Annotated in this window: 24 protein-coding genes; 9 read left to right on the forward strand and 15 right to left on the reverse strand. The window is 33.7% G+C overall.

What is annotated here, in order from left to right; translation table 11 throughout:
- Positions 1-135: 135 nt before the first annotated feature.
- The 4 genes from IEV35_RS14665 to IEV35_RS14680 form a co-directional block, all read right to left on the reverse strand.
- Positions 136-852, reverse strand: a complete 717-nt coding sequence (locus IEV35_RS14665; RefSeq protein WP_188385418.1) for an alpha/beta hydrolase — start codon at positions 850-852, stop codon at positions 136-138.
- A 114-nt stretch (positions 853-966) separates the two neighbouring features.
- The gene (locus IEV35_RS14670) at positions 967-1,335 is read right to left on the reverse strand and encodes a YppG family protein (RefSeq protein WP_188385419.1); all 369 of its coding nucleotides are present in this window, start codon (positions 1,333-1,335) and stop codon (positions 967-969) included.
- Positions 1,336-1,505: 170 nt separating this feature from the next.
- Positions 1,506-2,906: a hypothetical protein gene (locus tag IEV35_RS14675; protein WP_188385420.1), complete on the reverse strand. Its 1,401-nt coding sequence runs from the start codon at positions 2,904-2,906 to the stop codon at positions 1,506-1,508.
- Positions 2,906-3,601 (reverse strand): ABC transporter ATP-binding protein, encoded by a 696-nt coding sequence (locus IEV35_RS14680; protein WP_188385421.1) that lies wholly within the window; start codon positions 3,599-3,601, stop codon positions 2,906-2,908. The genes IEV35_RS14675 and IEV35_RS14680 overlap by 1 nt, the downstream gene beginning before the upstream one ends.
- Positions 3,602-3,838: 237 nt before the next feature.
- On the opposite strand from IEV35_RS14680, the gene IEV35_RS14685 reads away from it, so the two are divergent.
- From IEV35_RS14685 to IEV35_RS14705, 5 genes are all read left to right on the forward strand, one after another.
- Entirely contained in the window at positions 3,839-4,741 is a 903-nt protein-coding gene (locus IEV35_RS14685; protein WP_188385422.1) for a phosphate/phosphite/phosphonate ABC transporter substrate-binding protein, read from the forward strand.
- 119 nt (positions 4,742-4,860) lie between these two features.
- Entirely contained in the window at positions 4,861-5,643 is a 783-nt protein-coding gene (gene phnC / locus IEV35_RS14690; protein WP_188385423.1) for a phosphonate ABC transporter ATP-binding protein, read from the forward strand.
- A 16-nt stretch (positions 5,644-5,659) separates the two neighbouring features.
- Positions 5,660-6,430: a phosphonate ABC transporter, permease protein PhnE gene (gene phnE / locus IEV35_RS14695; RefSeq protein WP_373284766.1), complete on the forward strand. Its 771-nt coding sequence runs from the start codon at positions 5,660-5,662 to the stop codon at positions 6,428-6,430.
- Positions 6,430-7,230, forward strand: coding sequence for a phosphonate ABC transporter, permease protein PhnE (gene phnE, locus IEV35_RS14700; RefSeq protein ID WP_188385425.1), 801 nt, complete (start codon positions 6,430-6,432; stop codon positions 7,228-7,230). The genes phnE (IEV35_RS14695) and phnE (IEV35_RS14700) overlap by 1 nt, the downstream gene beginning before the upstream one ends.
- A gap of 68 nt (positions 7,231-7,298) precedes the next feature.
- A complete protein-coding gene (locus IEV35_RS14705) occupies positions 7,299-8,879 on the forward strand; it encodes a bifunctional metallophosphatase/5'-nucleotidase (RefSeq protein WP_188385497.1) in 1,581 nt (526 codons plus the stop codon).
- A gap of 44 nt (positions 8,880-8,923) precedes the next feature.
- Here IEV35_RS14705 and IEV35_RS14710 read toward each other — a convergent pair whose 3' ends face one another.
- From IEV35_RS14710 to IEV35_RS14720, 3 genes are all read right to left on the reverse strand, one after another.
- The gene (locus IEV35_RS14710; RefSeq protein ID WP_188385426.1) at positions 8,924-9,739 is read right to left on the reverse strand and encodes a PepSY domain-containing protein; all 816 of its coding nucleotides are present in this window, start codon (positions 9,737-9,739) and stop codon (positions 8,924-8,926) included.
- A 116-nt stretch (positions 9,740-9,855) separates the two neighbouring features.
- Positions 9,856-11,193: a HAMP domain-containing sensor histidine kinase gene (locus IEV35_RS14715; protein WP_188385427.1), complete on the reverse strand. Its 1,338-nt coding sequence runs from the start codon at positions 11,191-11,193 to the stop codon at positions 9,856-9,858.
- Positions 11,194-11,197: 4 nt separating this feature from the next.
- The gene (locus tag IEV35_RS14720; RefSeq protein ID WP_188385428.1) at positions 11,198-11,881 is read right to left on the reverse strand and encodes a response regulator transcription factor; all 684 of its coding nucleotides are present in this window, start codon (positions 11,879-11,881) and stop codon (positions 11,198-11,200) included.
- Positions 11,882-12,024: 143 nt separating this feature from the next.
- On the opposite strand from IEV35_RS14720, the gene IEV35_RS14725 reads away from it, so the two are divergent.
- Positions 12,025-12,672: a VOC family protein gene (locus tag IEV35_RS14725; protein ID WP_188385429.1), complete on the forward strand. Its 648-nt coding sequence runs from the start codon at positions 12,025-12,027 to the stop codon at positions 12,670-12,672.
- A gap of 40 nt (positions 12,673-12,712) precedes the next feature.
- Here IEV35_RS14725 and IEV35_RS14730 read toward each other — a convergent pair whose 3' ends face one another.
- Complete coding sequence (locus IEV35_RS14730) at positions 12,713-13,033, reverse strand: thioredoxin family protein (protein WP_188385430.1); 321 nt, start codon at positions 13,031-13,033, stop codon at positions 12,713-12,715.
- A 107-nt stretch (positions 13,034-13,140) separates the two neighbouring features.
- Complete coding sequence (locus IEV35_RS14735) at positions 13,141-13,956, reverse strand: DUF368 domain-containing protein (protein ID WP_188385431.1); 816 nt, start codon at positions 13,954-13,956, stop codon at positions 13,141-13,143.
- 194 nt (positions 13,957-14,150) lie between these two features.
- On the opposite strand from IEV35_RS14735, the gene IEV35_RS14740 reads away from it, so the two are divergent.
- Positions 14,151-14,486 (forward strand): PadR family transcriptional regulator, encoded by a 336-nt coding sequence (locus IEV35_RS14740; RefSeq protein WP_188385432.1) that lies wholly within the window; start codon positions 14,151-14,153, stop codon positions 14,484-14,486.
- Complete coding sequence (locus IEV35_RS14745) at positions 14,483-15,172, forward strand: DUF1129 family protein (protein ID WP_188385433.1); 690 nt, start codon at positions 14,483-14,485, stop codon at positions 15,170-15,172. The genes IEV35_RS14740 and IEV35_RS14745 overlap by 4 nt, the downstream gene beginning before the upstream one ends.
- Positions 15,173-15,214: 42 nt before the next feature.
- On the opposite strand, the gene IEV35_RS14750 is transcribed toward IEV35_RS14745, so the two are convergent.
- Both IEV35_RS14750 and IEV35_RS14755 read right to left on the reverse strand, forming a co-directional pair.
- Positions 15,215-16,399: a CapA family protein gene (locus tag IEV35_RS14750; RefSeq protein ID WP_188385434.1), complete on the reverse strand. Its 1,185-nt coding sequence runs from the start codon at positions 16,397-16,399 to the stop codon at positions 15,215-15,217.
- Positions 16,400-16,595: 196 nt separating this feature from the next.
- Positions 16,596-17,744, reverse strand: a complete 1,149-nt coding sequence (locus IEV35_RS14755; RefSeq protein WP_188385435.1) for a thiolase family protein — start codon at positions 17,742-17,744, stop codon at positions 16,596-16,598.
- 136 nt (positions 17,745-17,880) lie between these two features.
- Between IEV35_RS14755 and IEV35_RS14760 the strand changes: the two genes are divergently transcribed.
- Positions 17,881-18,315, forward strand: a complete 435-nt coding sequence (locus tag IEV35_RS14760) for a DUF4064 domain-containing protein (protein ID WP_188385436.1) — start codon at positions 17,881-17,883, stop codon at positions 18,313-18,315.
- Between the two features lie 308 nt (positions 18,316-18,623).
- Here IEV35_RS14760 and IEV35_RS14770 read toward each other — a convergent pair whose 3' ends face one another.
- The 4 genes from IEV35_RS14770 to treP form a co-directional block, all read right to left on the reverse strand.
- Positions 18,624-20,306 carry a glycoside hydrolase family 13 protein gene (locus IEV35_RS14770; protein WP_188385438.1) on the reverse strand — a complete coding sequence of 561 codons (1,683 nt, stop codon included), beginning with the start codon at positions 20,304-20,306 and terminating at the stop codon, positions 18,624-18,626.
- A 64-nt stretch (positions 20,307-20,370) separates the two neighbouring features.
- Positions 20,371-21,081: a trehalose operon repressor gene (gene treR / locus IEV35_RS14775; RefSeq protein WP_188385439.1), complete on the reverse strand. Its 711-nt coding sequence runs from the start codon at positions 21,079-21,081 to the stop codon at positions 20,371-20,373.
- 12 nt (positions 21,082-21,093) lie between these two features.
- On the reverse strand, positions 21,094-22,752 hold the full coding sequence (gene treC / locus IEV35_RS14780; RefSeq protein WP_188385440.1) for an alpha,alpha-phosphotrehalase: 1,659 nt from the start codon (positions 22,750-22,752) through the stop codon (positions 21,094-21,096).
- Between the two features lie 21 nt (positions 22,753-22,773).
- Positions 22,774-24,702, reverse strand: a complete 1,929-nt coding sequence (gene treP, locus IEV35_RS14785) for a PTS system trehalose-specific EIIBC component (protein ID WP_188385441.1) — start codon at positions 24,700-24,702, stop codon at positions 22,774-22,776.
- Positions 24,703-24,704 lie beyond the last annotated feature (2 nt).

Consider the following 24,704-nt stretch of genomic DNA (forward strand, 5'->3'; position numbering starts at 1 on the left):
ACCGCCATGAAAGGCAATCGAACAATAAATTGTGAAAATAATCCAAAGAAAAATGGTTCCTATCATCTATTTTTGATGATAGGAACCATTTTTAGTTATTTTCGGCTAGTTTTGTCCCAGCCTCTTTCTATTTTATTAGTTAGTAATCGCTTGTGTTGTACTTGGTCTTTTTCGCAAAAACTCAAATACCATCTTATTTAACGTATCTTTATCATTTCCAAGACATATTAAATGCCTTGATCGTTCAAAGAAAACTACTTCCTTCTTCTTAGAAGGTATTTCTTTATCAAGATAGTACGCCGTCTTATAAGGAACCATATTGTCCATTTGACCTTGCGCAATTAATACTGGAGTATCTACATTTTTTAAAGATTTTCGAGTTAAACGTACAAGCTTTAAAAACTCTAAATTAGCCTTAAACGGTACGCTACCCATCTTTCTTTTATAGTGGCGAAACAACTTGTTTTGCTCTAACTTCCCAGAGAGACCATCCTTTAACATATACCCAATATCAACACTAATTTGTTTAAAAGATAAGTACTTACCAGCAGTAGCTAATAAAACTAATTTATCGACTTTATATTTCGCTGCCAAATATGCTGCAATCATTCCACCCATTGAAAAACCAATTATATATATTTCATCATACTTTTCCTTTATTTCCTTTAGAGAATCTTCTGCAGTCTCAAGCCAACTTTTATAATTTGCATTCTCAAGCGCCAATTTTTCTCCGTGACCTGGTAACGTTGGGACGGAGATATGCCAATCTGTATTTGTTTTTAGATAATTAGTAAGTGGCTCCAACTCATGTGGGCCTCCAGTAAAACCATGGATAATTAGACATCCAATCATATATATTCTCCTTTATGAAAATCTTGGTGTAAGAGCTTAAATTATCATATTGTTTTTCTTTTACCCTAATTTAATTAAATTAATACCATTAGCTCTCATATTCCCTCTTTCATTTTACGAACGAAATGTTTTCATAAAGTCGCCAAATTGTTTTATAATTGGAGATACTTGATGATATGTGCTTGCCATTTGACTTACAGTTGTAAGTACTTTATCCAAGTTTATTTGCCCATTTTGTACGTTTGGTTGTGGCATCATTCCTTGTTGTTGGGCTTGTTGATTATTACTGTCTACTTCTTGATACTTCGCATACCAATCCTGAGGTTGTTTTGGTTTAGCAAACTGCTCAAATGGAGACTGTGGCGCTTCATATAGGTTTTGGTAGTATTGTTGATACTGCGGAGGGTGGAAAGGCTGTTGATTAGGCGGAAAATAATTTGGTGGATAATTACTCATAGTTGGTGGGTATTGAAACTGTCTCAAAACACAGCACCTTCCCTTTCTGCCTTTTTACTATAATTTATGCAGCAGTAAACTTTTGTGTGTTTGACTGTACGCTTTTTTATCAAATCTTAACAAAACAAACAACCCAAACCTACCTGATTCAGGTGCATATTTGGGCTTGTTTTTTTCTTCTTAACTTATTTGTTAACTCATTCATTCTTCTTTTTACTACTATTGAATAGGAATAATACTAAATAAATAAAAACCATAATCAGTAAAGAAATGGATGGGTGATACTCATATAATGGGATCAATCCTAAGCTACAAAAAGCTATGGTTTCTCTTACAGTTAACGTTCCTATTCTTCTATCCAATATCGCCATTGCATTGTCCATTTTCGTTTTATAATTGACTACATATAAACTAATAACAAGAAGAATAAATCCTAAACTCATCATCCAGGAGAAGTGAATGATTGTATAAATTAAGATTGCCAAGAAAATCGGTGAAAAACCTAAAATTGACCATATAGTAAAGGTGTTTCGATAGCTACCGACATGCCACGGAAGGACTTGGACAATACCAGAATAAAATCTTTCTCTATAAATACTACTTATAAAAACAGAATAAACATGAATACTAATCGCAATCCCTATTAATGTAACTAAATCGCTGATAAAAGGTAAAACTAATATAACAAAAAATAGACCACCTATTACTTGTAAGATAAATTCAACATTTTCTCTAAGAAGTTGAATCCATAATCGCCTATGTATAGGAGAATCTCTATATGGAAATGGTTTCCTTCTTGATGCCATGTTTTGAAAAATGCTATACTTCCGCTGCTTTTTAAATTTTATCTTCGTTGCTTTTGATATTAATGGCATATTCCATACCATGTAGTCATTAACTTCTATCACTCTACCCCAATGTATATGCATAAACATATTTTTCCAATATATTAAATTAGTAGCTACCATTAACATTAAAATAAATATACTAATTAAGATGGATTGACTTGTGAAAACCCCAATTATATCTAATGAAATTAGTAAAATAAATAAACTAATTCTAATCATTATATGTGACTGAAATAACTTCCATTGCGGTATTGTACACAACACTTCCATTAACCAAAATAAACTAAAGTAAATAACAATTAACATAGTTTCAATTGGGGTAATTAAAATAGCTAGAGTAGCAATTAGCAAATATTGAATTAATGATTTTAGCCACTTTTCGACCATTACAAAAACTGCTATTTTTTTTATAGAATGTGGAAGCATTGCGAGTTGATACTCTGAATTCGTGATTAATATTCCTGGTTCTCGAAAGGATTTAAAGATAAAACGAATCGGAACAATAGTTAAAATTAACCAAAAACGGTCTACCATTTGGCTCTCTATAAACATAAATTGTTCATGAAATTGGCCTAAGAAATCATTAAAAATGAATATAGTGGCAAACAAATAGCCGACTAATACTAATGAATAAATCGTAGTAGTTAAATCAAAATTTAGTTGTACAAATTGCTTTCTTACTTTTCTCTTTTTACGGATGCGGTTCTGTTTTATAAACCAATAAGCTTGCCAAGTAGAAGGATACTTCATTACTTTCCACTTCTCCTTGTTATCGTTTCAAATTCTGTAATTAATCCTTTATGTAACAATTTTCCATCTTGTAACATAATGAAATGATCTGCAATATCTTTCACTCTGTCGAGTTGGTGTGTTGTCAAAATAATACTCGTACCTTTAACTATCTTTTCTTTTAATATCTCTTCAAAATAATCCACTGCATAAATATCTAACCCCATAAATGGTTCATCAATAATTAATAATGGAACATCCGGCAACATTGCACATATTGTTTGTACCTTCTGTCTCATTCCTTTAGATAAAGATTCAGGATATTCATCTAGCTTCCCTTCTAATTCAAAACCTTTAACATATTTTTCAACACGATTTATAAGTTCCTTTTCTTCCATCTGATAGCTCTTTCCATATAATTGAAAATGCTGCATAGCCGTTAATTCAGACATTAATAAAGGCTCTTCTGGGATAAATGCAATATGTTGCTTATATTCAAGAAAGTTTTTATCTTGATTATACTTTTCTCGAATGATAATTTCTCCGGATTCTTTTTCTTGGATCCCCATAATCGTTTTCATTAAAGTCGATTTCCCAGCACCATTATGACCTACTAGAGCAGTTACTGATCCTTTTTTAATTGTAAATGAAATATTTTCTAATAATTTGGTGGATTTAATTTGTACATTTAATCCATCAACATCTAATATATTCATCTTTATCACCACCTACATACATACTACGGATTTGGACGGGAAAAGGTTTCTAAGAAATTAATGTAACATACTTTTTTTCACTAAATCCGAATAATCCACGTCGTTTTTTGTAAATTTTTCGTAAAAAAAGTGTTAATTTGATATAAAATTTTAAAACAAGTCTAGCTTTTTCTGTAAATTTGTTATTTAATAATAGAGTAAGTTAAAAAATATCTTAACACTTTTAGGAGGGTCACAATGAAGAAACTTTATAGTCTAGTGCTTATTCTTGGGCTGGCACTTGTACTTGCAGCATGTGGATCAAATGATGCTTCAAATCCTGATACATTAGTTATTGGTTTTGTACCTTCATCAGATTCTGACACTATTGCTGAAACAGTAGAACCATTAGCAGAAAAACTTGGTGAAGAGCTTGATAAAAAAGTAGAAAGTAAAGTAATGACTAGCTACAGCTCATTAGTAGAAGCAATGGGTGCTAATCAAGTACATGTAGGATTTGTTCCAGCTTTTGGTTATGTATTAGCAAGCCAAGAGTATGATGTAGAAGTAATCTTAAAATCCATTCGTTATGGTTCTGGAACTTACAAAGCACAGTATCTTGTGCGTTCTGATTCTGGAATTGAAAGCCTTGAAGATCTAGAAGGTACAGTATGGGCTTATGGAGACCAACTATCAACTTCTGGTTACCTATTCCCTGCTAACGAGTTAATGGAGCAATTCGACATCGAAACAGCTGCAGATTTAGAGTCTGGTTTCTTTAAAGGAACTGTTCAATCTGGTTCTCATGATAACTCTGCACTTGCAGTTTATAATGGAGAAGCTGATGTAGCAACAACATTTGATGATGTTCGTACTAACCTTGAAGAAGAGTATCCAGATATTATGGATAAACTTACAGTACTAGATTATACAGCTGATATTCCAAACGATACTATTTCGGTTACAGCTGATCTTGATGATGAGTTAGTCCAAAAAATTAAAGATATTTTCCTATCATTCAATGACGATGATGAAATGATTCAAATTATGAATGATGTATACAACTGGGATGCTATTTCAGAAGCTTCTGATGAAGAATATGATGTAGTTCGTAAAACTTACGAGAAATTCCGTGAGAATATCTCAATTGATGACCTATAAAATTGAATTGAAAGTTTAATAGCAAGAAAAGGGAAGGGTATCCAACTTCCCTTTTTCTTTGGTTCAATACCATGATATAATAGAGAAAATTTTATGCCTGTACTGGAGGATTTCTAAAAATGATAGAATTTAAGAATGTAGGCTTGGTGTATCCAAATGGAACAGAAGGATTAAAAAATGTTAATGTAACGATTAACGACGGTGAATTCGTAGTAATTGTAGGTCTTTCTGGGGCTGGGAAATCTACTTTTATCCGTAGTATAAATCGATTAGTTACGCCTACTTCAGGCTCTTTAGAAGTTGATGGTGAAAACATATTAGACTATAAAGGAAAAAACCTTCGTAAATTACGAACAAAAGTTGGAATGATTTTCCAGAATTACAATCTAGTAAAACGTTCAAACGTATTAAAAAATGTACTTGCAGGTCGATTAGGTCATTCAGGTACTTTACGTTCTGTACTAGGATTATTTAAAGATGAAGATAAAGCGTTAGCTTATGAAAGTTTAAAACGCGTTAATATAGAGGAGAAGTTATATAATCGTGCTGATGAGCTAAGTGGCGGTCAACAACAACGTGTCAGTATTGCCCGTGTTTTAACTCAGCAGCCAAAATATATATTAGCGGATGAACCTGTTGCATCATTAGATCCACCTACATCACATCAAGTAATGTCTTATCTAAAAAAGATTAATAAAGAAGACAATATCACTACAATTGTTAACTTACACTTTATCGATATGGCAATGGAATATGCGGATCGTATTATCGGTATGCGTGCGGGTGAAGTTGTATTTGATGGACCAGTTTCTGAAGTAACCGAAAAAACCTTTGAAGAAATCTATGGCCGTTCCATTCGTGAGGATGATTTGCGTGGAGGTGCAGATAGTGTCGAAGAATAAAAGTGACTCACTATCCATGTACCCAGTCAAAACGAAAAAACAAGTTACACTAATTGGTCTAATTGTTCTTGGTATGTACTTATTTAGTATGTTTTGGACACAACGTGAAATGGTAGGAGGATTTTCTGGAGCACTATCTAACATGTTTCAAGTACTTGAAAAATTCTTTCCTCCTAATCTTAGTGTCTTATCAGCAATCATGGGGCCACTATTCCAAACTATTCAAATGGCAATAATCGCAACTACAATTGCAGCAATTATTACAGTACCTTTAGCACTATTATCAGCGCAAAACGTAACAACGTTTAAACCGCTTTATGTTGCAACTAGAACTTTATTGAACTTATTACGTACTATTCCTGATTTAGTATTAGCTGTAATTTTTGTAGGACTATTTGGAATTGGAATATTCCCTGGTATTTTAGCATTAATTGTGTTTTCATTAGGTATTTTAGCGAAATTAATTAGTGAGACAATTGAATCTGTAGACATGAATCCTCTAGAGGCAATGCGTGCATCTGGGGCTAACACGCTGCAAATGATCTACTATGGTTTGATACCACAAGTACTACCACAATATACATCTCTAGTACTCTATGTTTTCGAAATTAATGTACGTGCATCAGTGGTATTAGGATATGTAGGTGCAGGCGGTATCGGATTATTATTAAACCAACAAATTGGTTTCTATAATTATCCAAATGCAATGGCTATTATCGTTATGATTTTTGTTGTTGTTCTTGTTATTGAGTACATTAGCAACAAGATAAGGGAGGCATTAATCTAATGGCAGCTTTACAATTACCTCCAAAACCAAAGAATTCACTTTATAAGAAAATAAAAGGAATTTTAATCTTTTTAATCGTTGCTGCAATTTATATTTGGACATTCGTTAGTATTGATATAGACTTTGCTAAAGCAATTGAACAAGTGAGACAAAACTTCGGAAATGTCATTTCTGGTTTATTCCAGCCAAACTGGGCTGCTACTGGTGATGTTGCACTTAGTATGCTAGAGACTATTACGATTGCATTTGCCGGATCTTTAATGGCTGCAATTCTTTCTATACCACTAGCTTTTCTTGCTGCTAATAATATGATGGGTGGAAAAATTGGGTCTGCTGTTGGAAAATGGATCCTTTCTGCTGTTCGTGCATTCCCTGATATTATTTTAGCAATTCTATTTGTTGTTGCTGTTGGTCCTAATCCATTTGCAGGTGTACTTGCAATTGCAATTGGTTCAACTGGAATGCTTGGAAAAATGTTCTCTGAAATCATTGAATCGATTGATATGGATGTTGTTCAAGCTATGCAGGCAAACGGTGCCAATCGAATTCAAATTTTGTTCTTTGCAGTCATGCCACAAGTTATTCCAGAGTTCCTATCCTATGCGATCTATCGCTTTGAAGTAGATATTCGTGCTTCATCCATTCTCGGTATTGTAGGTGCAGGTGGTATTGGTACAATGATCTTCTTCGCGTCCTCCAACCGTGATTGGAGCCAAATGGGAACCATTCTATTAGGTATTATCATTGTCGTTACAATAATCGACTTTGCATCTGCAAAGATTAGACGTAAAATTGTATAATAGAAAAACGTTCATAGAAACGAAATTGAAGAATATCCTCTTTAATTTCGTTTCTTTTGTTAGAAAGGATGTATAAATTGACAAACAATGTAACGGTAAAAGTCATCTATACTAGTGATGTTCATGGACATGCGATGCCGATACAATATGGAACAAATGAAGAGGCAAATTTAGGTCTCGCTAAATACGCAACTATTGTAAAAAAGATACGAAAAGAAAATGAGCATGTAGTCGTATTGGATAATGGGGATTTAATTCAGGGTACCCCACTCATGACGCATTATGTAAAAGAGCATAAAGATAAAGAAAATCCAATGATTGGGATTATGAACCGGATAGGTATTGATGCTGGTGTTATTGGAAACCATGAATTTAATTTTGGAAAAGAGATTCTTCATAATGCTTTTAATGAATCATCTTACCCTTGGCTCTCTGCAAATCTTGTTGACGAAAATGGAGACCCTTTTTTCGGAAAACCCTATACAATCAAAACATTAAGCAATGGCGTCCGTATTGCAATTGTCGGAGTTACAACACATTATATTCCAAACTGGGAATCACCTGCACATATTGAAGGTATCTATTTTCAAGATGCATTAGATACCTTAAAAAAATGGGTAGAATATATTCATTCAAAAGAAAATCCTGATTTGTTAATTGCCTCTTATCATGGCGGATTTGAACGAGATATTTTAACTGGTGAACCAACTGAAGAGTTAACTGGAGAAAATCAAGGTTATGCAATGTGTAAGGAAATTGATGGCATCGACATATTGTTAACTGGACATCAACATCGAATTTTAGCTGGAGAAATTAATGGAGTTTGTGTCGCTCAGCCTGGAAATAACGGACTAATGTATGGGTCTATCGAAATTGAATTAAATCAAACCAATGGAAAATGGCATATATTAAAAAAACATGCTGATATCGTACCAATTGGGAATGTTCAAGCTGATAACGAAATATTAGCATATATGGAAGAGTTAGAGTCCTCTACTCAGCATTGGTTAGACGAACCAACTGGGTTCATTGAAGGTGATATGACCATCAATAATCCGTTTCACGCTCGTTTATCGAAACATCCGTTTATACAATTTATCCAAAATGTTCAAATGGAGGCGAGTGGTGTCGAAATATCTGTTACATCCCTTTTAAATAATGAGTCAAAAGGATTCCAATCTGTTGTTACCATGCGCGATATTGTCTCTAATTATATGTATCCCAATACACTAGTTGTCCTTGAATTAACAGGAAAAGATATTAAACAAGCGTTAGAGAAAAGCGCAGAATATTTCACAATAGATGAGAATGGAGAAATTGTTGTTAATCCAACCTATATGGAACCGAAACCACAACATTATAATTATGATATGTGGGAGGGAATACAATACACTATTAAAGTTTCTAACCCCGTTGGGACTCGTATAGTGAATCTTTCGTATCATGGTCAACCTCTAAAAAATGAAGGTAAATATAAAGTGGTGCTAAACAACTATCGTGCAACAGGCGGAGGAAACTATGATATGTTTAAAAATAAACCTGTCATTAAAGAAATACAAAAAGACGCAGTGGAATTAATTCATGAATACTTTGAGAAGTATAAAAAAGTAAAGGCAGAAATTGTTGCAAATTTTACAGTAAAAGTATAGAAAGGAGCTACATTTTAGTAGCTCCTTTTATTAATTACTTTTGATTAATCATCATTGTCGTCATCGTCATCGTCATCATCGTCATCATCATCGTTATCGTTATCGTCGTCATCGTCGTCATCATCATCGTCCCAGTCATCATCATTATCATATCTATCGATAGATATTGAAATGACTTCACCAGTATAAGCATCTATGTCAATATCTGCTTCACCATTTGAACCTTTAATTTCTACTTCATAACTTAAACGACCGTCATCTTCATCTAGTTCAATTTCCTTTATTGTTCCAGGAAACTCAGCTAGTGCAATTTTCTTAGCAGTTGCGTAATCTATTACAACACGCTTAGGTTTATTAGTCTTTTTAGTTTCATTAGATTTAGAATCTTTCTTTGTTTCTTTAATTGTTACTTTTGGTTTTTCTTCCTTTTTCACATCTTTTTGCTTATCATCAGCCTGATCGTCATCGGATTGAGCAACTTTTTCAGATGAGTTATTTTTAGATTTATCTTCTAATTTATCATCATCTTTATCTTTTTCAGTAACCTTTACATTAGAGGAATCATTAGCAACTTTAACTTCCCTTTCCTCTAATTTAAGAACTTCTCCAGTATTACCATCAATTTTTAATTCATATTCCTTACCATTACCTTCAACCTCAACTTCATAGACAACCTTATTAAAACCTTTATCTAGTTCAATTTCTGTTATCTTGCCTGGATATTGTGATTCAACTAATGCTTGAATATCAGCCTTTGTTAATTCCGGTGCTGCTTGAGCTGCATTAGAATGATATATTCCAAATCCTAGTACCCCAGCTATAGCAATACTTGATACTGTAATCATTATTTTCTTTTTCATATTTATTTCCTCCTCATTTCTTCTTGATGTCTTAATCATATACTCCAAGAATGAAATAACACTGAGAGAAAGATTAGAATTTGATGAGAAATTAAGTCGTTATTCTAAGAAATACTTTATTTTAATGGTAAAGCAACAATAAATGTAGATCCCTCACCTAATACACTTTCAACTGAAAGACTTCCACCATGGGATGTAGTAATCGTTTTAGCGATTGCAAGACCTAAGCCCGTTCCCCCGGTGTTTCTATTTCTTGCTTTATCCATACGATAAAAACGTTCAAAGAGTCGATCCTTCTCCTCATCTGGAATTCCCTGTCCATAGTCCCTAACGAAAATAACCAAATTGTCATCCTTAATTTCTACTGTAACATCAACATTCTTATCACTATATTTTAAGGCATTATCAATAAGAATATAAAAAACTTGTTTCAATTGATCTTGATTACCTTGAATTTCATATCCCTTTGAAGCAGGGTAGAAATTAATTTCTCTTCCATATGCTCCCTTAAATATTGCTATCGTTTCTTCTAATAAATTTGTAATGTTAATGTTTTCCACATTGGAAACATCTTTATTCTTGGCTAATGCAAGCATTTGTTCAACTAGCTTTTGCATTCGTTCCGCTTCTGAATTTATAGCATCCAATGATTCCTTTACAATGGAGGGATTTTCAGTTCCTCTTCTTTCCAATAATTGTGCATAACTTTTGATAATGGAAATAGGTGTCTTTAGTTCATGGGAAGCATCTGAAACGAATATTTCTTGCATTTCATAGTTTTCTTTTTGATAATCAATCATTTCATTAAATGTCTTTTCCATTTCATGTAGTTCATCTTGGGACCTATTATCTAACGTGATCTTATTCCATTTTCCAAACTTCATATTTTCCCTCATCGTATTAATTAGGGCTTTAATGGGTTGTAGTAAAAATCGCGCTAAAAGGTTTCCTGCAATAACCGTAGGAATCAATGTAATAATCGAGGCAATAACAAGTACATAGAATAGTGTTTTCATATTTTCTTCTAGTGCAATAAGTTGCCTAGATATCTGTAGTGTTACAATTTCCCCGTCTGAGGATATAATTGGCTTCGTTACAATAGCAAAAGGACTATCCTGATAAGTTATAATTTCTCTATATTCCGTATTGGTGAACCTTCCAGGTAATCCAAAGTATTCACGCTTTTTGGCTTCTTCATGTAATGGTTTTCCTGTTTCTGGGAAAACTTTTATCATTCCATCAGCTGGTACAAAAGCTTTGAGAAGTTCTTTAGGAGGAATATTGGGATTATCTTTCAATACTTTAACAACCGAAATTGCTTGTTCATTCAGTTCTTCTAACTCCGTATTAACAGAGTTTTTGTAGAACAAGATATAAATTGATGTATTTATAAATAATATTAATACAAGCATAAAGATACTAGTGAATAACTGAATCTTTGTTCGTAATTTCATATAACTAGTCCTTTATCGTATAACCCACGCCGCGAACGGTTTGAATGTATTCTTGTGGATATCCTTTATCTACTTTTTGCCTTAAGTACCTAACATACACATCCACTACATTGGTCTCGCCAAAATAATCAAATCCCCACACTTGCTCTAAGATTTGGTCTCGAGTTAATACGATATTTTTATTTTGTAATAAACATACTAATAAATCATATTCTCTAGGAGTAAGCTCAATTTCTTGATTTCCACGTCTCACTTCATGTGCATTGATATCAACTTGCAAATCTCCAACAGATAAGACTTTTTTGTTTTGTTGTACTTCTACTGGTTTGCGAAGTTGAGCACGGATACGGGCTAGAAGTTCTTCGATTTGAAAAGGTTTTGTCACGTAATCATTTGCACCTAAATCAAGGCCACTTACTTTATCATGGACTGCGTCTCGAGCGGTTAATAAAATTACTGGGGTATTTTCATCTGTACGCCTCACTCGTCTTAATACTTCTAATCCACTTAATTCTGGAATCATGATATCGAGTAACACAAGATCCCACTCTTTATCTTCCATTAATTTTAATGCGGATTTTCCATTATTGGCTATTTCCGTTTCATAGTTTTCAAATTCAAGCTCTAGTTGCAATACTCGACTTAATTTTTCTTCATCTTCTACAATCAATATTCTAGGCTTCGTCATCCGCCACACCTACTTTTTTATATCTTTTTTGTATACTATAACAAAGTTTCTCAAAAATGTAATGAGATTTTAGTTTCAGTTCGTTAAAATTGCATTTAGGTTACTTTACGTTAAAATGTAAACAAAAACAAAGGAGGGATTAAATGCTTTCACTGGATCATATCGTCATTGCTGGTAAAGATGCAGAAGAAGATAGTATTACATATAATAAGCAACTAGCTATTAAGGCTGTTAAAGGTGGAGAACATGAGAATTGGGGTACGTATAATTATCTCGCCTATTTTTCAAATGAGAGTTATATCGAATGGCTAGGAATTCAAGATTATGATAAAGCAAAAAGTAGTAATAATCCATTAATTCAGCATTTGGTTCATATATTAGACCAAGACAAAAAGGGTCCATTTCAGTTTGCACTTCGCACTAATCAAATGGATGAATATGTTACACATTTTCAAGAAAATGATATCCCTTTTCTAGGACCATTCCCTGGAAAACGAAAAAAATCAGATGGCACACTTATATCATGGAGAATGTTATTTCCTGTTTATAATTATCATAAAGAAATGTTACCGTTTCTAATTCAATGGGATGACACAGAATCAAATTTGATGTCAAAAGGACTCCTTAACCCTCAAGCAATTATGAAAATATATTATAACGGTGTAGATAAAGATACATTTAATAAAATCTATAGACTAAAAGATAAAAAAAGCTTGTTAAATCAATTTTCACTTAGCAATAGTAAAATCGTATTTACTGATAAAGAAAAGTTCTCGTTTGAATTATTATAAAAAGAGGTCAACATACCGTTGGCCTCTTTGCTTTCTTACATTATCCTAATTGTTGATGTAAAAATTCAGTCACTGATTCTGGTGTCTTGGTATATGCACTATGTTGGTGAGCTAGTTTTTCTCCGTTTTGGAAAATAAGTACACTCGGAATCCCCATTACTTCATATTTTTGAGCAATACCTTCTAGTTCATCTGTATTCACTTCATACCATTCATAGTTCTTAAACTCTTCTAATATTCCATCAATAAACATATCCATTCGTTTACAATCTGGGCACCAATCAGCAAAGAATTTAATAATTACTGGTTTTTCACTTTGAATAACTTCATTAAACTTGTCCATTGTTTGAATATATTCCATTCTAAACACTCCTTTAACCGATACTATTTCCATTGTACGAATAAACAAACGTTTGTCCTAATAGTTTGCATCCTCTGCGTTCAAACGAACGTTTGAACCAATTGCATTTAATCTGTATACTCAACTTTACCTAAGATATACGCTGTAAAAAGCCCTACTGCAAATGAGACTACACTTAAGAGTAGAAGATTAGTTGAATCTGGCCAACCTGGAAAAATAACTAAGATAGAACCAATGACTAATCCAATAATAACGGCAAATGTACCGCTTCTAAAGTGAGTTAAGAAATAGTTAATTATCTTACTCATAGTAATAATTCCAAGAACAATTCCAATTCCTACAACTGCTATAATATCCAACTCGAGATTACTAATAGCACTAATTACAGTAGTATATACCCCTAGTACTAACAAAATAAACGATCCGCTTATTCCAGGTAAGATCATTGCAGCACTGGCAATAAATCCACTAAAAAATAGAAATAAATAAGTTGTAAATGTAAACTCCTCTATTACTGCCCCTTCATTACTATGTAGAAATATCATGGAACCGACAATGACAAACCCAACAAGTAAGAGAATATAATGGTTTACTTTAAAGTTCCTTTTTACATCAGCTTGAGCAAATAAATATGGTAGAATCCCAATAATCAACCCAAGAAAGAAAAATTGAGTCGGTCCTGGATAATGCTCAAATAACCATTCAATTACATTACTTAAGAGTAATACTGCAGTACCAATACCAATTCCTAAAGGAATTAAAAACATGAGATGTTTCTTCCATTCCTTACTAAACAATCCGTTAATAGCTGCAATTAACCGGTCGTAAATACCGAGTAACACTGCTATTGTACCACCGCTAACACCTGGGATTACATCACTCGCCCCCATAATTAGCCCCCGATAAATATTCTTCCACTCCATTGAACTTTCTCCTTTTTAAGTAAAATAGCTATTGTTAATCATACCAAATTATCTATTTATTTAATACTTTATATTTTATTATTAATAGGGATTGCATTATTCAGAAAATACATGTATAGTTAAATTAAGCTACTTTGCCATACAAGGTAGCTATAAAAAGAAACGGTATCTTGTTTTGCAAGGTAGGTGAAAAAATGTCATTAAGAAGTCAACTGTTAAAGGGAGTATTGGAAGGTTGCATTCTTTCCATTATTGACCAACAACCAACCTATGGTTATGAACTGTCCGTACGTTTACAAGAATTTGGTTTATCAGATGTAAGTGAGGGCTCTATATACCCTATTTTACTTAGACTTCAAAAAGAAAATTTAATTGTAGGAACGATGAAGAAATCTGAGTTAGGTCCAAAACGAAAATATTACCATCTTACAGATGCTGGTATAGAAGCACTAACTGAATTTAAACTGCAATGGGAAAATATAAAAATTCCTGTTGATCACATCATTAAACAAAGGGGAGGATATGTATGAATTCAAAAGACATTGTAAAATTAAACAATGAACTTAGAGAAAAGTTAACTGCAACAAACAAAGAGATCTACGAAGATATGCTTGTATACATCCGTTTAAATAATAAATCCGAGCAACATACAGAAGAAGTTTTATATGAAATTTTAGAGCATCTTATCCAGGCACAAGAGGAAGGTAAAACAGCTCAAGAAGTATTTGGAAATAATTTAAAAGCATATTGTGATGATTTAATTAAAGAAATACCAAATGAGAAGAAGTCATTAGCATTTTTATTCGGAAGTTACATTATTATTTATTTCTTAGCCATTTTAAGTACATTTAAAGGTATTGGAGAATATGCTATCTACTATTTTTTCGATAAAGGATCAAATGTCTTTAGTTTTTCACTAGGTAGTGGGATTATTGTCATTATAACCGATTTAATAATTCTTACAGTATTCATTTTATTAGTATTAAAGTGGATAAAAAGCACTACATTTAAGATAAAGAAACCAAAAAAGTGGGTAGAGTTTCTACAAATTTGGCTAATCAGTACCATCTTTATTGGACTATCTGTACTAGTTCCAATAATTATGCCAAGTTTCGGAGCTGAAATTTCTATACCAGTTATTTCTTTTGCTGTCTTAGGTGTAATCCTTTTCCTTATTGCATATATACTAAACAAGAAATTCAGATTGACTAAATAACTTAAAAGGATGCATGAAAAATTTTTCGTGCATCCTTTTTTATCATTCTTCAATAAACTTTAAATCTTGCAACCAAATAGACATATGTTTTTTTATTTCATCATAATGTTCTTTTGCATTTGGTAACTCTTCATCTGTTAATTGATACATAGGAATTACTTCAAAATCACGCCAATTAGTATATTTCACATACGTTGGAAGAAATTCTGGTGAATGAACCTTAACTTCGGTTTCACCATTTATAATAGATTTCTTCACATGAAATTTAAATAAACCACCAATTTGACGATAGAACTCATCTTGACCTGATAAAAAATTTCCTAATGAATATATCACTAATGTACGGTTTCCATTCTCACCAGAGACCCACTCTATTGGTTGAAGAACATGTGGATGATGTCCAAGAACAACATCTACACCTTCATCGGCGACAAACTGAACTAAATCTTTCTGTGCTTGATTTGGCATCCGTTCATACTCATTCCCAAAATGCAAACTCAATACAACAACATCGGCTTTATCCTTTGCCCGTTTTATATCCTCTGCCATTAGTTCTTGATCAATTAGATTAACAAGATAGTCTTTACCAATTGGAACAGGAATCCCATTTGTCCCATACGTATAAGACAAGAATGCAACTGAAATTCCTTCTTCCGTCTCAAATAATCGCATATCTTCTCGGTCTTCAGGATTTTTGTAAGAACCTGTATACATCATGTCAATGGTTTCCCAATGTTTTATTGCTCGTTGGATCGCTTCTTCGCCTCGATCTAATGTATGATTATTTGCAAGTGAGACAACATTTACCCCTGCCCATTTAAGAGCATCTCCTACTTCTGTTGGACTATTAAATGTTGGGTAAGAAGATAAACCTAATTCTACTCCACCTATCATCGTCTCTTGGTTAGCGATGGATATGGTAGCTTCTGAAAGAAATGGCTTAACTCGTTTTAGCATTGGTGTAAAATCATACCCATCCCCATTGTATGCATCGTTATATACACTGTTGTGTATTAACATATCTCCAATTGCAGCTATAGAAATCTCCTGTACAATTTCAATTGGTTCTTTTTCTTCTCTTTCCTTCATTTCTTTTTCTGAATGAGAACCTGCTGTTCGATTAGTATCATAACTACTAGTAGAATTATTACCGCCACAAGAAACGAGTAATAAACTAATCATAACAATTACAATAAGTATTGCCCCTATAAATTTCCCCCTAGACATAAGCAATTACTCCTCATACATTTTTACTAAAGTATAGCACAAAAACAGGTAAAAAATTCCTTATAATTGAATAATTCTACAAATTTCTTCATACTTGTCCAACATACTCAGTATTAATATGACATATTTCGGTGTATTAAATTCATCTAGGACAAAACGAAACGACCACTGAATTAAGTGGTCGTCACTTTAGTAATTATATTCTTTCTATAATCGTTGCGTTAGCCATCCCCATTCCTTCACAAATTGCTAGTAACCCATACCTTCCATTCATTCGTTCTAATTCATATAAAAGGGATGTCATAAGTTTTGTTCCTGTTGCTCCTAGAGGATGACCAAGGGCAATTGCTCCACCATTTACATTTAACTTTTCTGGATCACCTTTAATCTCTTCTAACCATGCAAGTGGAACTGGTGCAAAAGCCTCGTTAATTTCATACAAATCTATATCATCGATACTGAGTCCAGCTAGTTCTAAAACACGTTTTGTTGCTGGTATTGGACCTGTTAGCATTAGAGTTGGATCAGAACCAACAACCGTACGAGCAATTATTTTCGCTTTTGGCTTAATCCCTAACTCGCTAGCCTTTTCGCCACTCATTAATAATATTGCACTTGCTCCGTCACTCATTTGACTAGCATTCCCTGCAGTTATTTTCCCATCCTCCTGAAACACAGGTTTCAATTTCGATAATGCCTCCAATGAGGTATCATGTCTTGGACCTTCATCCATGTTGAACATCCGCTTCCGTCCATCTATATCTTCTAACTCTATTGGGATAATTTCACTAGAAAAGTTGCCTTTTTCAATTGCTTTAAATGCTTTTTGGTGGCTAGCTAGTGAGTAGATATCTAGCTCTTCTCGAGTAAATCCCCATTGATTAGCAATCTTTTCTGAAGAGATACCTTGATTAACAATTTCATATTTCTCTTGTAACTTCTCACTTGGTTTTGTTCTTCCCATATTAGCAAACATTGGAGCTCTACTCATGCTTTCTACTCCACCAGCAATTACAATATCCATATCTCCAGCTGCAATAGCTTGAGCACCAAAATGGATAGCTTGCTGACTAGAGCCACATTGTCTATCTATCGTAACACCTGGTACATGAATAGGAAAATCTGCTATTAGTGCAGCTGTTCGTGCTATATTACCACCTTGTTCATTTATTTGCGTTACGCATCCAAGAATGACATCTTCTACAAGATCTTTTTCTACGTTTGACCGTTTCACTAATTCATCTAAGACTATTGCAGCTAAGTCATCGGGTCGATAGTTAGATAATGCTCCACCTTTTCTTCCGACTGCCGTTCTAACTCCATCAACTATAACCACTTCTCTCACCAAAATTCCTCCTCTCTTCCCACATTATAGATTATTAATTCTAATTATTCTACACAATAAAAATTAGCGCAAATAAATATCTAATACGAGCCATCCTTTATTTTTTTGTATACAATATAAGTAAGGAGGGATTGGAATGAGACGAACTGCAGAAATTGTACTAGGAATTATCGGTGCTGTCTTTTATTTATTCTCAATTGTGATAGGTGCATTAAGAGTTTGGGCAGAAAATAATAAAGAATTTCTTGAAAACTATGTATATGAACATCAGGATGAAATGCAATTTACATCAGTAGAATTAGAGAGTATTGAACAGTTAATGTCCGTCAACTTAGCGCCGGGTGGAATACTATTAGTTATACTACCGCTATTTGCTATTATTTTAGGTGTCATTGCTATGATTTTATTGAAAGGTAATAAACAACCTATTGCAGCTGGTATCATTTTCGTTGCCGTAGGAGTTCTTTATCCTATCATTACATTAGGTGGAGGTATTCTAAGCGGAATACTTTACTTAATCGCAGGTATTTTATGTTTCGCGAGAAAACCAGTCGTACCCCTCGAGGATTAACAATATTTTAAGGTTAAATAATAGTTAAAACTCACACAATATAAGTAGGGTAGTATATAATATCATTGAACTATGAATGAATTATCCTTCTGAGGTGTAACTATGAAACGCTATTTAACCGCAATATTCTTGATTATAAGTGCATTTATATTGTTTTTCGGTCTGCGAATTGATCTACAATGGACTGGAGCAGTCACATGGGGATTAACCTTTATTTGTTTATTGCTCGCAGCCTATTTCACAAAATATATACCTGATCAGAAAACAAAAAAGAAGTAAAACAAACGTTTGTTTTACTTCTTTTTATCTTATTTACCTAAATAAACTATTGCTTCAAATGGTCGTAATGTAATTTTATTGAGATCTATGGATTCATTACTTTCGTAGTTTCCTATTAGTTTATTACTAATTGTAAAGTCAAGATCAGATGGTTTACTCCAAGTAACTTCATCTTCTGTAAAATTAGTAATAACTAGTAATTTTTCCTCATTAAGTGTACGCAAATAGCAGAACGTATCTTGATCATCTGGATATAATAGCTGATAGTCCCCATAGACAATAATATCATGATTTTTCCGTAATCGTATTAGTTCACGATAATAATGGTATATTGAATCAGGATCAGATATAGCTTCTTCAGCGTTTATCTCTTTATAGTTAGGATTTACTTTTATCCATGGTTCTCCAGTTGTAAAGCCACCATTTTTCTCATCATTCCATTGAAATGGGGTCCTTGCATTGTCTCTTCCTTTAACATAGATCGCTTGCATAACTTCATCATGAGATTCATTTCCTTCGATTACTTTTTCTTTATACATGTTCAATATCTCAATGTCTTTATAATCGTCGATTGACTCAAATTGTATATTAGTCATGCCAATTTCTTCTCCTTGATAAATATAAGGAGTACCTTGAAGCATATGTAAAAGAGTTGCAAGCATTTTTGCAGAAACTACACGATATTCTTTATCATTTCCAAACCTAGATACCATCCTTGGTTGGTCATGGTTATTTAAATATAGACTATTCCAACCAATTCCATGTAAACCAATTTGCCATTTTGAAATATTCTCCTTCAAGTCTCTCAGATCCAGTGGCTTTAAATCCCATTTACCACGTGGACCAGAGTCAAGGTCCATATGTTCAAATTGAAAAACCATCTGAAGTTCATTTCGACTTGGGTTGGTATATTTTTTTGCTTCTTCCACATTTACTCCAGGCATTTCACCAACAGTCATTACATTATACTTGGATAACACTTCTCGATTCATTTCTTGTAGGAATTCATGAATACGCGGTCCGTCTTTAAAATATTTGCTACCAGATACATATTTCTCGTTATGAGGATTCGGGGCATCAGGTAATTCAGGCACTTTAGATATAAAGTTAATAACATCCATTCTAAAGCCGTCTATTCCTTTATCAAGCCACCATTTCATCATATTATATACTTCATTACGAAGTTTTGGATTTTCCCAGTTTAAGTCAGGTTGTTTTTCACTAAAAATATGTAGATAATATTCATCAGTTTGTGGGTCATACTTCCATGCAGAACCACTAAATGTCGATTTCCAATTATTTGGCTCTTTGCCATTTTTACCTGGACGCCAAATGTAATAATCACGATAGCTATTATCCTTAGACTTTCTTGATTCTACAAACCATTTATGTTCATCTGAAGAATGATTAACTACTAAATCCATAATTAACTTCATATCACGATTATGAATTTCTTTTAAGAGTAACTCCCAATCATCCATTGTTCCGAATTCATCTAGAATAGCTTGATAATCTGATATATCATAACCATTGTCGTCATTAGGAGATTGATAAACAGGAGATAACCAAATGATATCTATTCCTAGGTTCTTTAAATAATCTAATTTCTGGATAATTCCATTTATATCTCCAATTCCATCCCCGTTACTATCATAAAAACTTCGAGGATAGATTTGATATACGATAGATTCTTTCCACCAATGTCTTTCCATCATGATCCTCCTAATAGGAGGATAGTAAAACAAACGTTTGTTTAAACTATCCTCTTATATATCTCTATTTAATTCTTCTAGCAAAGTCTACAAATCGGAATTTATCTGGCCGATGCCTTGACTCATTATATTGGAAAATATTCGCATCATCTAAATAAACTAAACTTTTTATTACAACAATTACTTGAAAACCGTTGACATCTAAAAGTTCTTTATCTTCCTCTGTCACTTCTTCTACCACAATTTCTTTATGAGCAAACCCGATAGAAAGTCCCAACTCATCTTCTAAGTATTCATAGATAGATCCCTTGGCTATATCTTCGGTTAGAAGAGGGACATATTCATCAGAAAAATAATCTTTATCTAAGATTATCTTTTCACCTGATATTTCTCTAACTCTTTCCACTGCCCATATTCGATGTTTCGTACGTTTTAGCTTTTCATACATAGGGTGATTTTTCTCTAATAATCCCAATGAATGTAGAATAGTACGACTTTCTAGTTTTTGTTTTCTAGCTATTTCTTTAAAGCTGACTATTCCAGAAACAGGAAGAGAAAACTTATGTATATCCAAAACCATGGAACCTTTCCCCTGGATTTTCTGAATATAGCCATTTTGCGAAAGCAAATTTAATGCCTTGCGTACAGTTTCCCTTGAAGTATTGTATTCCTTTGCAAGTTCATTTTCAGAGGGAAGCATGTCAAATGCTTTCCATTTCTTATTTACTATTTCATTTACGAGATCATCGTATATAATAACGTACTTCCTCTGCATATTCTCCCTCTTTTATTTTGCATAATACACGATGGATTCATATGGTCTTAACGTCAGTTTGTTATTCGTCTTAGAATCATGATAATTTGAAATTAATATCTCAGAATTATTCTTCAGTGTAACAGGCAGTTCTAATTCTACCTCATTACCGTAAAAATTAGAAACAACAACTAACTGCTCCTCATTCCAATTCCGTGTATAGGCAAAAACTTGTGGATCATCTGCAAGAACCAGATGATAGTCCCCATAAGTAATAATATCATATTTTTTACGTAAAGAGATTAATGCTTGATAATACGAAAAAATTGTATCGGTCGAATTTAACTCTTTTTCGACATTAATTTCTTTATAATTTGAAGCGGGGTTAATCCATGGTGTACCACTTGTAAATCCTGCATTATCTTCTGCCGACCATTGCATTGGGGTTCGTGCATTATCACGAGATTTCTGTTTCAAAATCTCTAATATCTCTTCTTCAGTTTTTCCTTCTTTAAGCAAGAGTTTATATGCATTGATTGATTCTACATCTCGATAATCCTCAATACGTTCAAAATTAGGATTGGTCATCCCAATTTCCTCTCCCTGATATATATATGGAGTCCCTTTCATCATATGAATCACGGTCGCAAGCATTTTAGCAGATTCCACTCGGTATTTATTATCATCTCCAAATCTAGAAACGACTCGAGGCTGGTCATGGTTACACCAGAATAGAGCATTCCATCCACCGCCTTCATGCATACCTACTTGCCAATCAGAGAGGATCTTTTTTAATTGTACAAAATCAAACGGAGCTTTTGTCCATTTTTCGCCATTTGGATAATCTACTTTTAAGTGATGAAACTGAAAAGTCATACTTAATTCATCACGATCTGGTCTTGTATATAAAATACAATCATCAATTGTTGTAGAAGACATTTCACCAACAGTCATCATTTGATAAGGAGAAAATGCGGATTGATTTAGTTCGTTCAAATATTCATGAACCCTAGGACCATCCGTATAATATCTTCTGCCATCTCCTTCATAATCATCTGGGAAGTTCTGATTTTTAGAGATTAGATTTATAACATCTAAGCGAAATCCATCAATGCCTTTTTCTGCCCAATACGTAATCATTTCTATAACCTTTTGACGTACTTGTTCGTTTTCCCAGTTGAGATCTGCTTGTGTCACATCAAATAAGTGTAGGTAATACTGTCCTGTCTTTTCATCATATTTCCAAGCATTACCACCAAATTTCGACACCCAATTATTTGGTTCTCTACCTTCAATCGGATCTTTCCATATATAAAAATCACGATAAGGATTATCCTTCGATTTTGCTGATTCTTTAAACCATTCATGTTCAGTAGATGTATGATTTATAACTAAATCCATGATTAATTTCATGTCACGTTTATGAGTTTCAGATAAAAGTTCCTCAAAATCCTCCATCGTGCCATACTCTGGATTTATTGAATAATAGTCACTAATATCATAACCATTATCCTTTTGAGGGGATTGATAAATAGGTGTCAACCATAGAACGTCGACACCTAATTTTTTCAAATAGTCTAGTTTTTCAATGATACCTCTTATATCTCCTACACCTGTTCCAGTCGTATCATTGAAGCTTTTTGGATAGATTTGATAGACAACAGCTTTTTTCCACCAAGGTTCTCTTTGCATAATCAAACACTCCTTAAGGCCTTATTTCGAAAATTTACGTTTACCAATAGCAAAGGTTATAATAAACGGAACAATAATTACGATCCCCATTCCGATTAAGAATGCAATCCAATCCTCTGAAAGAATTGATAGTGGCGCTGGTATTCCTCCGACTCCAATTGAGTTTGCCTGTACATCACTAAATGTGATGAATGCACCTGCAATACCGGTTCCGATAATCGCTGCAAAAAACGGATAACGATATCGTAAATTAACCCCAAACATTGCTGGCTCCGTAATTCCAAGCCATGCGGAGACTCCTGAAGTTCCTGCTAACCCTTTTAACTTTTCATCTCTTGCAAGAAGCATCATGGCAAATACAGCTGCTCCTTGTGCGATATTAGATAAAGCAACGATAGGCCATAAGAACGTTGTACCTGTGCTACCAATTAATTGAAGGTCAACAGCAAGGAAAGTGTGATGCATTCCTGTAATAACTAGAGGTGCATATAACCCTCCATACAATAGTCCACCAATAATCGGAAATGCTTCAAATACTGCTACTAATCCATCAGTAATCCAAGTGGCGATTGTAAATGTAACAGGGCCAATAATGATAAATGCTAGGAAACCAGTAACTAATAAAGCAATAGGTGCTACAACTAATAATTGTAAAGAATCAATAACACGTTTCTTTAAGAAAATCTCGATTTTAGCTAATACCCAAGAAGCAATTAGTACTGGAAGAACTTGCCCTTGATATCCAACTTTCTCAATTTCTAAACCAAATAAGTTCCATGTTGGGATTGTTCCTTCTGTTAATGCCGATCCATATCCCCATGCATTCATTAAATCAGGGTGAACTAAAATTAAACCTAATACGACACCAAGTAATTCACTACCACCAAACCGCTTCGCAGCCGACCAACCAATTAACGCAGGTAAGAACGTAAAAGCTGTATTGGCAATGATATTAATCATATCTGCAATGCCTGCCCATGAAGGATACATGACTACTATCGATTCATCAGCAAAGATAGGATTTACTAATATGTTGTTAATCCCCATTAGTAAACCTGCTGTAACGATTGCTGGTAGTATAGGTATAAATATATCAGCAAGCGTTTTTATTCCTCGTTGCAATGCATTTTGCTTTTGACTTCCTATCGCTTTAACATCATCCTTAGACGACTCTTGTATTCCCGTTTCATGAACCATTGCGTTATAAACTTTATCAACTGTACCTTGTCCGATAACAACTTGGAATTGACCACTTGCTGAAAAAGACCCTTTAACTATATTCAGATTTTCCAATTCCTCTTTATTCACTTGAGTATCATCTTTTAATGCAAAACGCAGTCTTGTAACACAGTGTGTTGCTGCCGCAATGTTATCAACTCCACCTACTGCCTCGACAATCTGTTTTGCTTCTGAGCCATATTGCATGGAAGAGCTACTATTTTTTGTAGATGGAGATGCACTCTTACTTTCTTCCATACTTTTCATTGTACCTAGCAGTATGGAATCTAGAGCGACTACATCCTTTTCTTCGGTTTTTTTAAGTGGCGCAAACTCATTACCATTCGTCACAATAATCGGGGTAATTAAGCTTTTCGCTCGTTTACGTATAAATTCTAAATCAAATGTAACTAAAACGTCACCAGCATTCACTCTTTGACCTGCTTCAATATGAGTTTCAAAACCTTCACCTTTTAGTCCTACTGTTTCAATTCCTATATGAATTAATAACTCTAATCCTAAATCACTTTTAAGACCGATTGCGTGTTTAGTTGGGAAAATTTGAATCACTTCTCCATCAAATGGCGCAACAACTTTCCCTTCTGAAGGTTCAATTGCTATACCATCCCCCATCATTTTTTCTGCAAAAGTTGGGTCAGGTACCTTGTTTAAAGGAATTACATCTCCACTTATGGGAGCATATATTAATTGTTCATATTGATTATCTTTCATTT

The sequence above is a fragment of the Ornithinibacillus halotolerans genome (assembly GCF_014637405.1).
GTDB classification, from domain to species: domain Bacteria; phylum Bacillota; class Bacilli; order Bacillales; family Amphibacillaceae; genus Ornithinibacillus; species Ornithinibacillus halotolerans.

Bases quoted from the DNA above. Each gene is read 5' to 3' on its own strand.
- IEV35_RS14665 (WP_188385418.1), bottom strand. From the start codon at position 852: ATGATTGGATGTCTAATTATCCATGGTTTTACTGGAGGCCCACATGAG.
- IEV35_RS14675 (WP_188385420.1), bottom strand. From the start codon at position 2,906: ATGAAGTATCCTTCTACTTGGCAAGCTTATTGGTTTATAAAACAGAAC.
- IEV35_RS14680 (WP_188385421.1), bottom strand. From the start codon at position 3,601: ATGAATATATTAGATGTTGATGGATTAAATGTACAAATTAAATCCACC.
- IEV35_RS14685 (WP_188385422.1), top strand. From the start codon at position 3,839: ATGAAGAAACTTTATAGTCTAGTGCTTATTCTTGGGCTGGCACTTGTA.
- phnC (WP_188385423.1), top strand. From the start codon at position 4,861: ATGATAGAATTTAAGAATGTAGGCTTGGTGTATCCAAATGGAACAGAA.
- phnE (WP_373284766.1), top strand. From the start codon at position 5,660: ATGTACCCAGTCAAAACGAAAAAACAAGTTACACTAATTGGTCTAATT.
- phnE (WP_188385425.1), top strand. From the start codon at position 6,430: ATGGCAGCTTTACAATTACCTCCAAAACCAAAGAATTCACTTTATAAG.
- IEV35_RS14705 (WP_188385497.1), top strand. From the start codon at position 7,299: ATGTATAAATTGACAAACAATGTAACGGTAAAAGTCATCTATACTAGT.
- IEV35_RS14710 (WP_188385426.1), bottom strand. From the start codon at position 9,739: ATGAAAAAGAAAATAATGATTACAGTATCAAGTATTGCTATAGCTGGG.
- IEV35_RS14715 (WP_188385427.1), bottom strand. From the start codon at position 11,193: ATGAAATTACGAACAAAGATTCAGTTATTCACTAGTATCTTTATGCTT.
- IEV35_RS14720 (WP_188385428.1), bottom strand. From the start codon at position 11,881: ATGACGAAGCCTAGAATATTGATTGTAGAAGATGAAGAAAAATTAAGT.
- IEV35_RS14725 (WP_188385429.1), top strand. From the start codon at position 12,025: ATGCTTTCACTGGATCATATCGTCATTGCTGGTAAAGATGCAGAAGAA.
- IEV35_RS14730 (WP_188385430.1), bottom strand. From the start codon at position 13,033: ATGGAATATATTCAAACAATGGACAAGTTTAATGAAGTTATTCAAAGT.
- IEV35_RS14735 (WP_188385431.1), bottom strand. From the start codon at position 13,956: ATGGAGTGGAAGAATATTTATCGGGGGCTAATTATGGGGGCGAGTGAT.
- IEV35_RS14740 (WP_188385432.1), top strand. From the start codon at position 14,151: ATGTCATTAAGAAGTCAACTGTTAAAGGGAGTATTGGAAGGTTGCATT.
- IEV35_RS14745 (WP_188385433.1), top strand. From the start codon at position 14,483: ATGAATTCAAAAGACATTGTAAAATTAAACAATGAACTTAGAGAAAAG.
- IEV35_RS14750 (WP_188385434.1), bottom strand. From the start codon at position 16,399: ATGTCTAGGGGGAAATTTATAGGGGCAATACTTATTGTAATTGTTATG.
- IEV35_RS14760 (WP_188385436.1), top strand. From the start codon at position 17,881: ATGAGACGAACTGCAGAAATTGTACTAGGAATTATCGGTGCTGTCTTT.
- IEV35_RS14770 (WP_188385438.1), bottom strand. From the start codon at position 20,306: ATGGAAAGACATTGGTGGAAAGAATCTATCGTATATCAAATCTATCCT.
- treR (WP_188385439.1), bottom strand. From the start codon at position 21,081: ATGCAGAGGAAGTACGTTATTATATACGATGATCTCGTAAATGAAATA.
- treC (WP_188385440.1), bottom strand. From the start codon at position 22,752: ATGCAAAGAGAACCTTGGTGGAAAAAAGCTGTTGTCTATCAAATCTAT.
- treP (WP_188385441.1), bottom strand. From the start codon at position 24,702: ATGAAAGATAATCAATATGAACAATTAATATATGCTCCCATAAGTGGA.